Below are 16445 nucleotides of genomic sequence, written 5' to 3'. Positions count from 1 at the left end.
CGCCATGAACGAATCCTACTACGAGCCCACAGAGCGCCGTCCGATCAAGAGTCGTAACACGCGATGGGCCGAAGCGGTGACATCATGGTTGGTTAAAATCGGCGCGACGCCCAACTCGATTTCGATCTTTGGAATGCTGGCCGCGATCGTGGCGGGCTGTTTGTTGGGCTATACCTCTCTGACGACCGGAATGGCACAGCGTGGTCTGTGGCTGAGCGGGGCTGTGTTGTGTCAAGTTCGACTGCTCTGCAACTTGTTTGACGGCATGGTCGCGGTCAAACGCGGCACCGCTTCGCGCAAAGGCGAACTGTACAACGAAGTACCCGATCGCATCTCGGACGCTGCAGTCTTTATTGGACTGGGTTACGCTGCGGGCAGTCAAATAACGCTGGGATACACGGCTGCATTGGTGTCTGTATTTGTCGCTTATGTGCGGGCCACTGGAAAATCGATCGGCGCGCCGAACGATTTCTGTGGACCGATGGCCAAGCCGCAGCGCATGGCGCTGGCTACAGCATTGTCTGTGTACCTGGCGTGTCTACCTGGCGGCTTGGGCTTGCCCTGGCACGAAACGCAAATCATTCTGCTAGTTGTGATCGTCGGTGGGATCATCACAGCCCTGCGTCGACTCTCGCGCGCGGCCAGGTACTTGGAAGGACAGAACCAGTGAGCGCCTGGGAACGATTGTTCGATGCGACGCAAGCCTTTGGCCACGGCGTGACTATTGGCATCGTCACGGCTATGGCCCTCGGCTTGATTACCGCTTCGATTCTAGTGCGCGTGCTGAAACGCACTCAGCGCATCAACGACAAAACTTATACAGAGCTGCTGGCGCGAACAAGGTCTTGGTATGTACTATCGGCGGCCATGGTCGTACCAATTCTTTTAGGAGCAGCTTGGGTCGGCGGCTTCTTCCTATTGCTCAGCTTGTTTTGCTTTCGAGAATACGCTCGGGCCACTCGGCTCAGCGACGCACCCTCTGAGATGTGGTCGGTCATCGTGGCCATCTTGGTCTTGTATTTCGCGGTCCTCGACAACTGGATGGAGCTCTTTACAACATCCTGGGCGCTAGGCATGTGCTTGATCGCCGTCATTGGATTGGTGCCCGATCAGCCCAAGGGATACATCCAACGTGTCTCGCTAGCTATCGTCGGCTTTGCGCTTTTCGGAGTCAGCCTGGGGCACCTGGCCTTTATATCCAACGACGAGCTGTTTCGCCCGCTTCTTTTATGGCTACTACTGTGCACAGAGTTGAATGATGTCTTCGCGTATATCAGTGGCAAGTCCTTTGGCAAACTCAAGCTCCTGCCCAACACCAGCCCCAATAAAACTCAAGCCGGAGCGATTGGAGCTGTAGTCTTGACTACAACTTTGGTCGCCTTTATCGGCCACTATGTGTTCCTAGGCACCACCCTCGATCGTGTACATCATTTAATAATCTTGGGCTTGCTGATCAGCATCCTGGGTCAATGCGGGGACTTGGTCATCTCCTCGATGAAACGAGATCTGGGTATCAAGGACATGGCAGACCTCATACCAGGGCACGGCGGCTTACTGGACCGCTTTGATAGTTTGCTGATCGTGGCCCCGGCGGTGTTTCATTACATCAACTACTTTAAAGCCGATGGTCTGGGTGGCTCGCAAGCCGTGCGCATCATTTCAGGTGGCTAAGACGCTAAGGCAGTCCGGTAGTTTATTGTTTGGCAGTGCCTAAGGCACGCTTACTTAGAAGTCATTTCAATGTTGATCGTATTTTCACCGGACTTGACTGGGTAGCTCAGGCCACTGGTAGTCGTACGCAAATACTTTGGCGGAATCACTGATTTGCCGGACGACTTTTTGGGGCCGCCTGCCAACATCTCGTCAGGACTCATTTCATCCACATCGACGGCGTTGGCGGGAACCAGCATGACACCGTAAGTGTCCGCTGGCATTCCGTCGTAGGTTGAGCCCGAACGACGCCATTCGACTCGATAGGCGCCTGCGTCACCGACGATGCCAAAGCCTGTGTAGCCTTTGGCACCTTGCATGAAGATGACCTTGGTGCCAACTTCGACCGGTTTACCGTCGAGCGTGACGATCCCAGAGATACTACCCATCGGACCAAATTCATTACTGTTGCACCCGCTTAAACAGAACAGGGCCACTGCCGAGAGACAAAGAACTGAAGTGCTGCGTTGCATAACCTTGAATGTCCAATTTGCCGAAGTTGTCGTAGAGTCTCTGAGAAAAACTATCGCGGTGCGTTAGAAGCCAGCGTCCACGGTACGACCGTCATCACGCGTCGACAACTTTTTGAGCGTCTCCAGTTCGATGTTTTCTGTCAGAAACTGCACCGAGCCATCGCATAGACCAACCATAACTCCGCCGGGATGGCTCGAATTAAGTGGATTGTTCGCACCAATGTTGCTACCCATGCCTGGGAACAATTGATTGGCAAATGGTTCTTGATTGGGGCTATAGCGAATGGACACTGTATTGAAGACTCGTTCATCGCCAGACGCAGCTGGATCCAGAGCTGGAGCAATGCCATTGACGCGTGTACCCATCAACCAGCCGTGATCGGTTCCGGACGCGGCTACGAATGAGTAAGTGCCAGCTACCAGTCGCTCCAAGCGGCCGGACATTTCACCAATCAACAGCGTATTGGTCGTGCCGTCGGTGCAATTGCCAAAGGTGTTCGCCTGGTTAGCGGTCATCATGCCACCAGCAGAAATGAAACCCAACACTCCGTCGTTGAAGAGACGACTCTCTGTAAAGGTAGTGGGATCGACGCAGCCGGCGATGCCCGCGTAATGTGAGAACGGCTCATAGCCATTGGAGATCGGGCCCGCAGAACTTGGACAACGCATCATGGGCAACGGACCTGCAGCTAATACAGGAATGCGATTGGCCCGTCCAGCATTGTCTGGGCCGACCCCGCCCTCATTGACGTACCCAGGTGACCTGCCCACCCATACCAATTGATTGGCCAGCGAAGTTTGCTCCAAGAACTGCAATATCAAGCCATTGAAGCTGGGTCCAAAACTATTGCCACTTCCACCTGCAGCTCGCGGACTCTTGGCATGTACAGCACCCGGCGGAAACTTTTTGAACGCCGACTCATAGTTCAGCATGGCTAGCGAAATCTGCTTGACATTGTTGCTGCACTGCATGCGTCGAGCAGCTTCGCGGGCAGCTTGAACGGCAGGCAATAGCAAGCCAACCAGAATGCCGATGATCGCGATGACCACCAGCAATTCGACCAATGTGAATCCGCGATTCAAGTGAGACTTCATCAACAAACTCCAAAACTAAAGCGACGAATGAGTCCCTAAAAATTCAAGGGCTAAAATTGCGAAGCGTTCATGTTAGCTTAAGTATGAACCGTAACAAGCGACAATTGCACATTGCACTACCTAATCTGTGCAGCTAGGGGACAGACCCCCACCCACCAACACTCGAATATCACTATGATTACCCTGCGCGATCTGTATAACTTTCGCATAATAAGTACGTGGATGTGTCCACGTACTTAGTGTGCGGTTGGCGCAATAGAACGCTCGCACTTGCTCCACGAAGCTCATTTCGTTCTTCCTCCAAAATATTCGACTGACAACCACTATCGTGATAAGCCTTGCCGGTATCGTCCTTTCGCTGTGTCTGCTCATGTACTTGGCCTACCGAGACGTCAGCGTGTTGGTACTAGCGCCCCTGTGTGCACTGTGCGCAGTGGCCGTAGATGGCAATTTGCCGATGCTGGCGGTGTATACACAGATCTTTATGAGCAGTGTTGGTCAATTTGTTCGCGACTTTTTTCCGCTCTTTCTGCTCGGAGCGGTGTTTGGCAAATTGATGGAAGACTCGGGTGCGGCGGCCAAGATCGCAGACCAAATTGTGAACTTGCTTGGCATTCGTCGAACTGTGTTGGCAGTGGTCCTCAGTTGTAGCATCTTGACCTACGGTGGCGTCTCGCTGTTTGTGGTTGTCTTTGCTGTCTTCCCGATGACGCGCAGCCTGTTTCAAAAAGCCAATATTCCTCGGCGACTGATCCCCGGCACGATCGCCCTGGGTTCGTTCACGTACACGATGACCGCTCTGCCTGGCTCGTTGCAAATCCACAACCTGATTCCGATGCAGTTCTTCAAAACCAATTCGTTTGCCGCCCCAGGACTGGGATGTCTGGCCGCGTTGATCATGTTTTCACTGGGCATGCTGTGGCTGAACTGGCGAGTAGCTGCCGCCAGAAACATGGATGAACCGTTTGGCGAACTTCAGTCCGCTGATGAAGTTGACCAGCCGCAGCGCGTGCTGCCTGCGGCTTGGAGCGCCTATCTACCCATCTTCACCGCGCTTAGTTTGAGTCTGATCTTATCCCAGTGGGTGATACCGAACTGGCAAGCCGACTATCTGTCGACTCCGCAGTTTGGTCAAACGGAGCTGAGCAAAGTTGCGGGCACCTGGTCTACCATCCTGGCGATGGTGATCACCATCCTCGTCACCATTGGGCTTCATTACCGCCTGCTGGTGCCCGGCTGCTTAGAGCGTTTGAAGGCGGCTATCTCCGAGGGCGCGCGTTCTTCCTTGTTGCCCTTGTTCAACACCGCCTCCGAATATGGATACGGGAACACCATCAAGGCCTTAGCCGGATTTACGTTAGTTGAAAAGTTTGTCACCGGCATCTCACCGGGCAATCCGTTGATATCCGAAGCCGTGGCCGTCAACAGCCTGGCGGCCATCACGGGTTCAGCCTCAGGTGGTCTAAGCATCGCGCTGAAAACATTGGGGCAACACTACTATGAGAGTGCGTTAGCTAGTGGTATCGATCCTCAACTGTTGCATCGAGTGGCCTCGATGTCCTGTGGAGGCTTGGATAGCCTACCGCATAATGGGGCGGTGATCACTCTCCTACTGATCTGTGGGGTCACGCATCGGCAAGGCTACTTGGACATCGCCGTTATTACGATCTTGTGCCCGTTAGCTGGCCTGGTGTCGGTGTTGGCATTAGGCACTTATGTTGGAGCGTTTTGAGCTCCAAGGTCGAATGCTTTATTGATCAAGCAACTTCGACCAGATTTCCCGAACCAAGCTCAGCCGGCTTTCGACCGTGCGTACCGTGCGCTCGATAGCTGCGGCAATTTCTGCATTGGAGTAGCCAGCCATACGGAGCAGTGCGACGCGCCGCGTCTGCTCGTTGGGCAGAGCGTCCAGCAAGCGTTGCGAGAGTTCTCGCAGTAGATAAGCATCCTCAGGCCCCAAGTCGCGCTGCACAAAATCGACCAGGCTATTGATGCCAGAACTGCCAAAGGCCGACTCGCCACGAACTCGACCAGCTCCATGTTTGGGTCGCGCCGCCTTCAGCTGCGCATTGATCGTGCGCCGCGAGGCAATGAGGGTCAACATCTGCCACAGCTCGTCACGATTACGCACTTTTTCAAAACGGTTCTTTTGAACACCCTCCAGCAAAGCCATGAAGGCGTCGCAGGCTATTTCATCTGCAGAAGTGTGATGACGGTTTTGTGCATAGATCTGACCTTCCACGAAACCGCACAGCTTCTGGAAATACCGATCCCATAAGAGCTGAGCGGCCTGGTTCTCCATGCCCTGATTTCGCAAAGCGTCAATCGCATTGGTAACTGAGCCATGGGACTGGGGCTGCAACTCGTCAAGCATCGGGTGTATCGACAATCCAATTCACGTTGCACTTGGGGATGAACAGATTTTGTGCCGGTGACTCCTTAAATAGTACCTGACGGTTGCCTGGCGGCAAATGGTTGGGAACCGTCTCATTGAAGAAACTCGTGAAGCCTGAAGAAAGAATTTTCTAAAAAGTTCTTCGGGTCAAGGCCCATTTTCTTGACATAACCCTTAGACCCTTTTTGCAGCTGGCGATTCAGACCTGGGTTGGTTGATTGCCGGACCCGCACCTCCTCTTGCTTCCTATCCCCTCAGCTCGTCTCACAGGACTCTCCTTCGATGGCCTACCCTGCCCTGCCTCAGTTGTTTCGTCGACTGGTTTCCACAACCAAGCAGCAGCCGCGTCAGGCTGCCAGGCAGCATAGGCTGCGTAGAAGGTTCGCTGAGCAAATTGAGGTGTTGGAGCCGCGGATGGTCATGGCCACCTTTGCAGTCACTTCTCTCAATGACGCCGGAGCCGGTTCGCTCAGGCAAGCCATCATCAGCGCCAATGCAACTGCCGAAGCCGATCGTATCGAGTTCAACTTGCAGGACGACGGCGTGCAAACGATCAACCTGGCCTCGCCGCTACCCACGATCACCGCACCGCTAGTCATCGATGGCACGACTCAGCCGGGTTATACCTCACATCCTTTGGTGGAACTCAATGGAAGTGCGGTTGTGGGCGACGGCCTGACACTGGCTGCGCCAGAGAGTGAAATTCGCGGCCTGGCTATCAATCGCTTTCAAGGCCATGGCATCTTCATCGTGGGCGAATCGGCCACCGGCAACAGAATCGTCGGCAATGCCATCGGCACCAACGCTTTGGGCACCGTGGATTTAGGAAACACTGGCAACGGTATCTATGTAGCCCATGCCCCCCACAACACCATTGGTGGCTTAACCGCCGCCGATCGCAACATTATTAGCGGCAACAACGAACGCGGCATACTTATCGAAGCCAATTCGACGTTGGTAATCGGTAACTTCATTGGTACCGATGCGACTGGCACGCAAGATCTGGGTAACACCGGCATCGGTGTCAACGTGCTGCAGGGTGTCGGCAATACCATTGGCGGCTCCACGGCTGCACAGCGCAACTTGATCTCGGGCAATGATGCCGATGGCGTACGTATCGAGGGGATATTGTCGAGCGACAATGAAGTGCGCGGCAACTATGTGGGCACGGATGTAACTGGTATGCAGGCCATTGCCAATCTGGGAATCGGAGTGGCATCGTATTGGGACTCGGTGCGCAACTGGATTGGCGGTCCAACCGCCGCCGATGGCAACCTGATTTCAGGTAATGGAACGGACGGAATCGGCCTGGGAGCCAGCTCCGCCAATTCCATCTTGAATAACATAATTGGCCTGGCAGCAGACGGTGATACGCTCTTGCCAAACGCATTCAACGGCATCTCGATGTTCCGCGGGCGCGACAATCGCATTGGCGATATCGCTGCAGGTAACGTGATATCCGGCAATGGTGGACACGGAGTGCTCATCTATTTTGAATCGCTTGAAAACCAAGTTCGCGGCAACATCATCGGCCTTAATGCCCAGGGAACTCAAGATCGTGGTAATGGCTTTCACGGAGTCGACTTGGACAACGTCCATGCCAACGAGGTCGGTGGAACTTTATTCGGACAGGCGAACACAATTTCGGGTAACCAAGGCAATGGAATTACCATCCAAGGCAGAAATGGAAGATCCAATTTTATTCGGCAAAATCGCATCGGTACCGATGCGGCCGGCCTGGTAGGCATTGGCAATTCGCAAGCTGGAATTCATATCCACTCGGGCGCTAACGGCAACTACGTCATGGAAGGCGATGTAGCCAGTGGTGCGCTCCATAGCGTCATCTCCGGTAACGGCTGGGACGGAGTTCGCGTGGAAGGCTTTGGGACGCAGGGCAATGTCATTCAGGGCCAATACATTGGTACCGACATCAACGGCACAGGCGCCATTCCCAATGCCCTGGCCGGAGTGTCGCTGCGACCCGAGAGCGCTTTAACGTTTGTGGGATCTGCAACCTCTTCGGCGACTGGCAACGTGATCTCGGGCAACCTGCGGTCCGGCATCGAGATCCTCTCGAGCCACGACAACATTCTTTACAACAATACCATCGGCTTACAATCCGACGGTAACTCGCCGCTGGCCAACCAAGGCCACGGCATCCAAGTTGGCGATAGTTTGCGAACACAAATCGGCGACTACCTGCCGAACTATTCGAATGTAATCTCTGCCAACGCAGCCGCAGGGATTTATGTCTACGGCTCATCCCAAGGAACCAACGTTTTTAGCAACTATATAGGGCTCGATCGCACAGGAGAATTGGCGCGTGGCAATCAGTTCATTGGGATCCGCATCCAGGACGCCAGCCACAATCGCGTGGGCGGTCCAATCGCTGGACAAGGCAACGTTATCTCCAGCAATCAATTGGCGGCCGTCTGGATTACAGGCACCAGCGCGTCATTCAATCGCGTCCAAAACAACTTCATCGGTACCAATGCCGCTGGTACCAGTGCATTGAGCAACGCGCCCACAGGCGTGATCATCACCGATGCAACCTACAACACAATCGGCACCGATGGCGATGGAAACTTAGATAGTTCGGAGGGCAATCTGATTTCAGGCCATGGCAACTCTGGTGGCGTGCGACTGGCGGGAGCGCAGTATAACATCGTGGCCGGCAACCGCTTGGGAACCGACGTTACTGGTACTCTTGCGTTACCCAATACCGGCCCGGGAGTGTCGATTGAGATCGGAGCCGACTTCAACTTGATCGGCACCAACGGTGATGGTGTTTCTGACCATTTCGAGTCGAACTTGATTGCAGGGCAAGCCACCAATGGAATTCAAATCGATACAGCCCACAACAACTATGTCCAAGGCAATCACATCGGAACCGATGTCAGTGGCCAGTCACCGCTACCCAACGGAGGCTATGGAGTTCTAATAAAAAGCGGACAATCCAATGTCATCGGCGTCATCACCGGCGCTCTGTTAGGCGCCACCACCGGGAACACCATTGCCTGGAACAACCGGGAGGGCGTCTTTGTGCAATCGGGATCGGGCAATTCCGTTCGTGGTAACTCCATTCACAGCAACCATGGCTTGGGGATCGAACTGAGTCCCATCGGCAATAACGCTAACGATTCACTAGATGCCGACTCGGGTGCAAACGGGCGCTTGAACTATCCCGAAATACATACCGTATTGTCGGGTAGTACCACGACTGTTTCTGGTCTCTTTCACAGTTCGCCGTCGGCCACCTTCACCTTGGACTTCTATGCCAATGCTCAGCCCAACGCCAATGGTGTAAGCGGTGGCCAGCGTTGGTTAGGCTGGCAGCAGGTTACCACCGATGCTGCGGGCAACGCCAGCTTCAGTCTGCAACTAGCCGAAACCGTGGCCAGCGAATATATAACCAGTACCGCAACCGATGCGTTCTTAAGCACCTCTGAGTTTTCGCGGGCCATGCGACGTGACGTGATCGCGCCGACTAGCCGCGTTTCCCCTCTGAGCAGTCCAGCTGATTCGACTTCGATTCCGATTCACGTCACCGGCGCGGACCCCGATACAGTTGAACAGCCGGGCTCTGGAGTGAGAGAGTTTCGCATCTTCGTTTCCGTCGATGGCGCCGCGTTTGTGCCATGGATGACACTAGCGGCCAGTTCGCCCACTGCCAATTTCACGGCTCAAAGCAATCGCACCTATGCGTTTCGTTCGCTGGCTGTGGACTGGGCTGGCAATCTCGAGCGTAAACGCGTCTCGGCAGAAGCCAGCGTCTATGTGCCAGATGTCGAGCCACCGACAACTCAAGTGGTGTCCGTTGATAGCGGTCAGCCACTTTTCGAAATTGAACTGGCGGGCATCGATGCCGGCGGGTCGGCGCTACGAGAATTCATCTTGGAAGTGCAAGTTGATAACGGCCCTTCCAATCAGATCGCGGTGCTTAACGCCCAGTTAGATCCTTCTGGAACCTTCTACCGAGCCTCAACTACCTACCAGGCGATTGCCGACGGCCAGCAGCACACCTATCTCTTCCGTTCAATCGGGGTCGACCGTAGAGGCAACGAAGAGCCATATCCGGAAGAGGCGGACGTATTTGTCACGGCTGTCTTCGATCCGCCTGCAGCCCTCGCGATCTCCGGGTTTGATGTTCAAAACGGTGCAGCACAACGATCCTTCATCCGGCACCTTAATGTAACCTTCAACACCGCCACCGGTGTCCAAGAGATCGTGGACTCATTGAACGATGGAGACGTGCAGAATGATCGAATTCGCCTGCGGCGCTTCAATCTTGATGGTAGCGGCAGTGGTGACACGATCTTACTCAATGGACTGCTGGATTTCAGTAACGTCGATAACATCATGCGGCTTGACTTTGGGGCTGGCGGATTAACGGGTGAACCGCTGACAGTGCAAGGTAACGGCTACTATGCATTGGAAATGGACTTGGATGGCAATGGATCACTGGAGAGCGTCAAGCACTTCTATCGATTACTGGGAGATGCCAATGGCGATCGCGCGACCAATGCACTGGATAACACTCAAGTCAGCCGCCGCGTGGGTACTTCCGGCAGCAATTTGGACGAGGATCTCAATGGTGATGGAACCGTCAACATCATCGATGTGCTGGCGGTACGACGCGGTATTGGCAGAGCATTATCGTCAGCTCTGACCATCGATGACTAAGGAACTGTCGACTCGACTGCGGTTCTCACCCTAGAGAACTCCTGTGCGCTGCATCCTTGTTTTACTTCAAACATTTGGAAACACTTCATGATTCGCTTACTTGCTACGTGGTTCTCGTGCTGCTTACTTGCACTGGTACTGCAATGTCCCAAGGTCGCCGAGGCAGGTCTGATTATCACCATTGCTGATACAGAGCTATCCGGTTTGGGATTTGGGTCTGTGGATGTACTGATTCGCAGCGATGCCAACGACACACTTTCCAATTTTGGGTTTACATTTCGCATTGAGCAGTTGGGAGCCACGACCACCCAACTGCGATTTGCGGTGTCCCAGAGTGATTCGCAATTGAGCGATAGCGACTACGTGTTTAGCGCTGGTAGTCTCAAACGCGATGGCGACCCATTGCTGAGCATTGATCCCGAAGCCGTGGGAAGCGTGCAAACCGATCTATATCCCGACGATACATATGTGGGGCTGGACAGCTATACGTTGCTGGCTCCTCCATCGGTAACCCTTACCAACAGCGATCTGCTGCTGGCACGTTTGGACTTGGTACCTGGCCCGGGGTTTCTGGCACCCACGGCGGGCGATGAATTTGAAGTATCGCTAGTGCCTGGTCCGTTTACTTCGTTTCTGGATGAGAACCTGGCCGAACTGGCCTATACCGTTAGCATCGGCACGATCACGGTCGCTTCGGTACCCGAGCCTGGTGCACTGTATTCTACTTTTGTGGGCTTACTGGTTGGCTACCGACGCCTGCGACGGAAGGGGTTGTCGTAATGCGTCCAAAGTCTGGCGACTTCGGCTACGAAGAGTCGTAATGCATCCAAAGTCTGGTGACTTCGGCTACGGAGAGTCGCCAGAGACACCACGCTGCTGATATACTTAGTGCCAAATGAGTTTGCGAAGGACTCAGCTTCTGAATCTCTACCAGCCGCAGATCGCCCATGCTCGCTGTTAAATTGTTGATGGATAGTGCGTTCGAACAGTTTGAACAGCACGCGCGGGAGTATGGCACATGTCCGAACTTGACTGCGTTTCTAGACAAGCTAAAAAGCCAGTTTGATCTGCCGCCGCAACAATGGTTGGAGCCAGTGATCCAGGGCCTGGTATCGATTCAATTCGAACTTGAACAGCAATCGGGCCAGGCACTCAACAAACAACAGCTCTTGCTCGACAATCCCCTGTACGCCACGGTGATTGAATCGGCCATTGAGGCGACTGAACCAGCCCATGGGCATAGTACAGGCCTTAACGCTGATCAAAATACAGGCCAGTTCTTGTTTGCTGACGCCATCGAAAGACAATGGTCGACGCAACTGCAGCCCGTACCCGGTACTGCCATTGGTGCGTACGTTCTGGAGCAGCATTTAGGTGATGGTGGTATGGGCACGGTATGGAAAGCTCGCCAAGAGTATCCCGTGCGCCGAAGTGTGGCCATCAAACTGATCAAGCCTGGTATCGATTGTGGTCGAGTCATCGCGCGTTTTGAGATGGAACGTCAATCGTTGGCGATCATGGATCATCCACATATCGCCAAGGTGCTGGAGGCTGGTGCCACACCAGCAGGCCAGCCTTACTTTGTGATGGAGTTGGTCGATGGGGCGCGAGTCAACCGTTATTGCGATGCCAATCGATTGACCATACGCCAGCGACTCGAACTGTTCACTTTGATTTGCCAGGCCGTGCATCATGCTCATCAAAAGGGCATCATTCATCGAGATCTTAAACCATCGAATATTCTTGTCACTCACTGCGATGGGCAGGTTGTACCGAAGGTGATCGACTTTGGACTGGCCAAAGCCCTTGGCGATACCGATGGCCTTACGCTCGCGACTAGTTTTACCGAAGCGGGACAAGTCGTCGGTACGTTCCAGTACATGAGTCCAGAACAGGCGCAGAGCAATGTCGTGGACATCGATATCCGCAGCGACATTTACTCACTGGGAGTTGTCTTATTTGAGTTACTAACCGGTTCTACGCCAATCGAGCAACCAGCCTGGCGCGACCATACGGTGCTGCATGCGCTGGAGATGGTCCGTGACTACGAGCCTCCGCGTCCCAGTGTCCGACTGCGCGAGCAAACTGCTGAGCACCTGGCACACATCGCTGCTCAGAGGCAGATCGAGGCCGTGAAACTTCTGTCCATTTTGAATGGCGAACTCGACTGGATCGTCATGAAGAGCTTGGACAAGAATCGCGCTCGGCGTTATGAATCGGCTAGCATCCTGGCGCTTGATGTTCAGAACTACTTGAATGGCGAATGCGTGCTGGCGCGTCCACCAAGTTTCGCCTATCAACTTGGCAAGCTCTGGCACAAACGCAAGTTGGCCATCACGGCGGGACTCTCGATACTCTTGATACTGTTCGTCAGCCTGCTGATTACAACTCGCCTGATGCTCAATGCACAAGCGGCGCGCCAACTCGCCGACGAGGCTCTGGAAGAGAGCCGGCACAAGACACAACAGCTGTTAGTGGAGAAAGAACGAACCGAACGCGCGTTGCTGCGTTCGCTAATCTCCGAAGCTGACTCACTAGCGCGCGAGCAGGCTACGCCTGGCTGGAGTTGGCAAGCGACTGAACGCGTGGCAGACGCACTGGCCCTGTCATCCGACGCTCAGCAGCGGGCGACCTTGCGTTCGCTGCAGTTAAAATGCGAGACCGGCCTCGATGCGCGTTTGGTTCAATCGCTCAGCGGTCCGTTTTGGAGCTGTATTGCCTTTAGTGCTGATGGCAATTACCTGGCCGCTGGCCAAGCCAAGGATAACTATACAGTCGAGATTCGCGTTTATAACGCCCAAACATGGCAGATTCATAAAGCCCTTAAGATCGTCGACAACCCCTTAGAAAGAGTCTCGCGCTTGTGGGAGGGCAAGAAGTCGCAAGAAGGCGCGATGACAGTCGTATTCAGTCCCGACGGTCGCTGGTTGCTGGCCGGTACGCGCCAGGGGCGCATACACCTCTGGAATGTTCAACAAGATTTCGCGGTGAGTCAAACATGGGTGGCTTTCGATCCGGGTCGAGTCACTGCAGCTGCCTTTAGCACAGACGGCAATAAAATCGTCGCCAGCAGCAATGAAGATGGAAACTTCGCCTGCCGCGCGTGGCAACTGGAAGGTGACCGTTGGCAACTCTACCCAGCGATGCTACCCGAACAAGCTCTCAGCATCTCAACGTCACACCCAGGGTACATTTCTCTTGGGTCTTCCGACAAACATCACTGGCTGGATGCTCAATCCCTGGAGCCAATCGCTGCACCATTTGGTAGTGACTGGATGCCGAGCGTCCGCGGTAACTCCGAACGCTTGATTGCCCATCTGACGGGCTCCAGTCAGATTCAATTTCATGCTTGGGGGAGTAAGGCCGAGCATACACTCAGCTGCACCGCTCTGGACAAGCATCGCATACGACCCGCTCTCAGGTACAGTCCCAACGATCAGCAACTGTTATTGGAATCGCATGCGTCACTATTGACGTTGATGCAACCCTTTCGTGGGTCCGATGCAAGCCTGGACATTCCGCTGGTAGGTCGTCGAGGGCCCATCGCTGAATTCCATCCACAAGCATCTGAGTTGGCGGCTACTGCCTTGGAAGGATTAGAAGTCTATGAGGTGCGCCAACTGCCGCGGCACGTGCATCGAACGATTATAGAAGGGCTGCAAGATGTGCAGGATGTGGCGATGCGGGCTGAGTCGCTGTGGCTGGTGGGTCTGCTGAATCACACCTCCAGCCCAACGTATCAAATTCGACAATACGACATGCAGGGTTTAAAGTTAACACGCATAGTGAATGTTCAGGTTATTAAGAAAAGTGTCTCTACCGCCCGATTTGTTGCGGCACCCAGCGATTGTCCCGTCGAGTTACTCATCCCCGATTTGGCTTGGTTGCAATTCAATGGAACCACCAGCGATTGCATCTGGCCGTCGGATCAGATCGCTAGTCACGATGTCCTAAAAACCACCAGCGAGTCGGTTCCGACAACCAACTACCGGCTCAACACGTCGAAGTCATCTTTTCCAAAATCTTTGATGGGCACGAAACAGATCGCGCGGCCCGTCGATGCTAGCCAATACCTGGCATTTGTTGGCGAAACTCCCGCTCATGATTGCGAAGTCATTCGCTGCTTTCAATCGCACAGCCTGGAGCCGACTCGCAGTTGGGACAATTCTGTTGTCGACCGCTTTACGGGCAATGCCATTCTAATGACCGCGGTTAATGCCAATGGAAACGTGGTGTGTGGTGGTGGCGATGGCATACTCAGAGTCTTTAACTCCCAAGCTGAACTGATCAAAACGCAAGCCATCGATCAAGGCATACATGCTGCCGTGGCGGTTCGCGATGGAACCTTTGCCGTGGGCACCGAGCACGGCACGATTAACGTTGGCTTGTTGGCTGATTTGAATACTCCCCTGCGCTGGGCGGCTCACCAAGAACGCATTCGAGACTTGGTGCTCTTGGATAATGACCGTTGCCTCAGTAGTAGTGAAAACGCGGTTCACGTGTGGTCCACCGCGCCGTCTCCTGAGCTTTACTGCACCCTGCCTCTGCATGGCGCGCGGGTAAATCACGTCTATGCGAATGCGCCAGGTACCCGCATAGTGATCACCTTTCAAGGTTCACCCGAGATCGAAATATGGGACGCCGACCTCCCCATGCTGCGCATCGAGAAGTGACATCACCTCCGGCGGTTCAGCCATGTAGCCGATCTCGCCAGAGATTGGAAATCGATCGGTACGCGTCCAAAGTCTGGCGACTTCGGTTACATTACGACTTGGCGACCAGTTCACACTCGGGAACGATCATGCAGCTGACCACTTCCTATTCCTTGCGTATCTACGTTGTGCTACTGGCTCTGCTCTGTTGGATGCAGAGCCCGGCAATTCTCTGCGGGCAAACAGAAAACTCGACCAGCCAGCCGCCAGGTACAGCGGCAATTACCAATACCCAACCGATGACGGGCATCGTGCTCTGGACAACCAACCCTGTGGTGGCCACAGCTCCTATTCAACTTGAATTCTCCTACATGCGTTATGATCAAGTCGTAAAGGGAAAAGGCAACTATGATTGGACAGCTCTGGAACAACTGCTAACGGAAGTGGCCGGACGACGTCATCAATTGATCTTGCGTTGGCACGATACCTACGTAGGTAAACCCAATGGGCTGCCGAAATACCTGCAACAAGCGCCCGGTTATAAAGGCGTGATTGCCAAGAGCGAAGGCAAGTCCACGGGCTTTCCCGATTGGTCTCATCCTGAAGCTCAAGCGTTTGCTCTGGAGTTCTTCACCAAGTTCGCCGAGCGTTACGACCGCGATCCTAGACTGGCGTTTGTACAAGTCGGCTTCGGTTTATGGTCGGAGTATCACATCTACGATGGCCCATTCCAGCTGGGCAAGACCTTTCCATCTAAAGAGTATCAGGCACGTTTCGCCGAGCATGTGGCCCAAGTACTTCAGACCACGCCTTGGATGATCTCAGTGGATGCTGCCGATGATAGTCGCGCACCTTATGTCGACGACAAACAACTATTGGCATTGCCCTTCGGAGTGTTCGATGACTCCTTTAATCATGCCCGCCACGCCCAAGAGAACGAACCCAATTGGCGAGCGCTCGGATTAAATCGCTGGCAACGCGCACCCACTGGCGGCGAGTTTGCATTCTTTGACGACGCCGATCAAAAGCAGGCCCTCGATCCCCAAGGGGCCCACGGAATCCCGTTCGAAGAGCATGCACGCAAGTTTCATATCTCATTCATGATTGGCGATGCCCAACCCGAACACCAGAGTTTCGAACGGATTCGGCAAGCATCCATGGCTTGCGGCTATCGCTTCAAAGTCACCAAGCTTTCCAGTACGGCCAACAACACGCAAGTCACCATTACCAACCAAGGCATTGCCCCGATCTACTACGACGCGTTCCCCGCGATCAGTGGCGTGCGGTCCAAAGAATCGCTCAAGCACTTGTTACCTGGAAAATCCAAGACCTTCAATATTGAGCGTCCCATGCAGCCCGGCGCATTCAGCCTTGAATGCGATCGCCTCGTCCCCGGCCAACGCATCGAGTTCGAAATGCCCCCCAAATGAACGCTTC

At 54.2% G+C, this 16445-nt stretch carries 10 protein-coding genes; 7 read left to right on the top strand and 3 right to left on the bottom strand.

Annotated elements, in window-relative coordinates:
• Positions 1–4 precede the first annotated feature (4 nt).
• Both SH573x_RS02650 and SH573x_RS02645 read left to right on the top strand, forming a co-directional pair.
• Positions 5–670: a CDP-alcohol phosphatidyltransferase family protein gene (locus SH573x_RS02650; protein WP_479352755.1), complete on the top strand. Its 666-nt coding sequence runs from the start codon at positions 5–7 to the stop codon at positions 668–670.
• On the top strand, positions 667–1671 hold the full coding sequence (locus tag SH573x_RS02645) for a phosphatidate cytidylyltransferase (RefSeq protein WP_479352754.1): 1005 nt from the start codon (positions 667–669) through the stop codon (positions 1669–1671). Before SH573x_RS02650 ends, SH573x_RS02645 begins: the two co-directional genes overlap by 4 nt.
• Positions 1672–1721: 50 nt before the next feature.
• Here the strand turns inward: SH573x_RS02645 and SH573x_RS02640 are convergent, their stop codons facing one another.
• Positions 1722–2099 (bottom strand): hypothetical protein, encoded by a 378-nt coding sequence (locus tag SH573x_RS02640; RefSeq protein WP_479352752.1) that lies wholly within the window; start codon positions 2097–2099, stop codon positions 1722–1724.
• A gap of 147 nt (positions 2100–2246) precedes the next feature.
• Entirely contained in the window at positions 2247–3278 is a 1032-nt protein-coding gene (locus tag SH573x_RS02635; RefSeq protein WP_479352751.1) for a DUF1559 family PulG-like putative transporter, read from the bottom strand.
• A 328-nt stretch (positions 3279–3606) separates the two neighbouring features.
• On the opposite strand from SH573x_RS02635, the gene SH573x_RS02630 reads away from it, so the two are divergent.
• Positions 3607–5010 (top strand): GntP family permease, encoded by a 1404-nt coding sequence (locus tag SH573x_RS02630; protein ID WP_479352750.1) that lies wholly within the window; start codon positions 3607–3609, stop codon positions 5008–5010.
• An 18-nt stretch (positions 5011–5028) separates the two neighbouring features.
• On the opposite strand, the gene SH573x_RS02625 is transcribed toward SH573x_RS02630, so the two are convergent.
• Positions 5029–5652: an ECF-type sigma factor gene (locus tag SH573x_RS02625; protein WP_479352749.1), complete on the bottom strand. Its 624-nt coding sequence runs from the start codon at positions 5650–5652 to the stop codon at positions 5029–5031.
• A 435-nt stretch (positions 5653–6087) separates the two neighbouring features.
• On the opposite strand from SH573x_RS02625, the gene SH573x_RS02620 reads away from it, so the two are divergent.
• From SH573x_RS02620 to SH573x_RS02605, 4 genes are all read left to right on the top strand, one after another.
• Positions 6088–10356, top strand: coding sequence for a dockerin type I domain-containing protein (locus tag SH573x_RS02620; RefSeq protein ID WP_479352747.1), 4269 nt, complete (start codon positions 6088–6090; stop codon positions 10354–10356).
• A gap of 87 nt (positions 10357–10443) precedes the next feature.
• Positions 10444–11136, top strand: coding sequence for a hypothetical protein (locus SH573x_RS02615; RefSeq protein WP_479352746.1), 693 nt, complete (start codon positions 10444–10446; stop codon positions 11134–11136).
• A gap of 167 nt (positions 11137–11303) precedes the next feature.
• Complete coding sequence (locus SH573x_RS02610) at positions 11304–15029, top strand: WD40 repeat domain-containing serine/threonine protein kinase (RefSeq protein WP_479352744.1); 3726 nt, start codon at positions 11304–11306, stop codon at positions 15027–15029.
• A gap of 128 nt (positions 15030–15157) precedes the next feature.
• A complete protein-coding gene (locus SH573x_RS02605; protein WP_479352742.1) occupies positions 15158–16438 on the top strand; it encodes a DUF4832 domain-containing protein in 1281 nt (426 codons plus the stop codon).
• The last annotated feature ends 7 nt before the right edge of the window (positions 16439–16445 follow it).

It is taken from the genome of Rania fehmarnensis, from assembly GCF_056494185.1.
The sequence above is the reverse complement of the archived record's forward strand: the minus strand, read 5'-3'. Positions and strand labels throughout refer to the sequence as shown.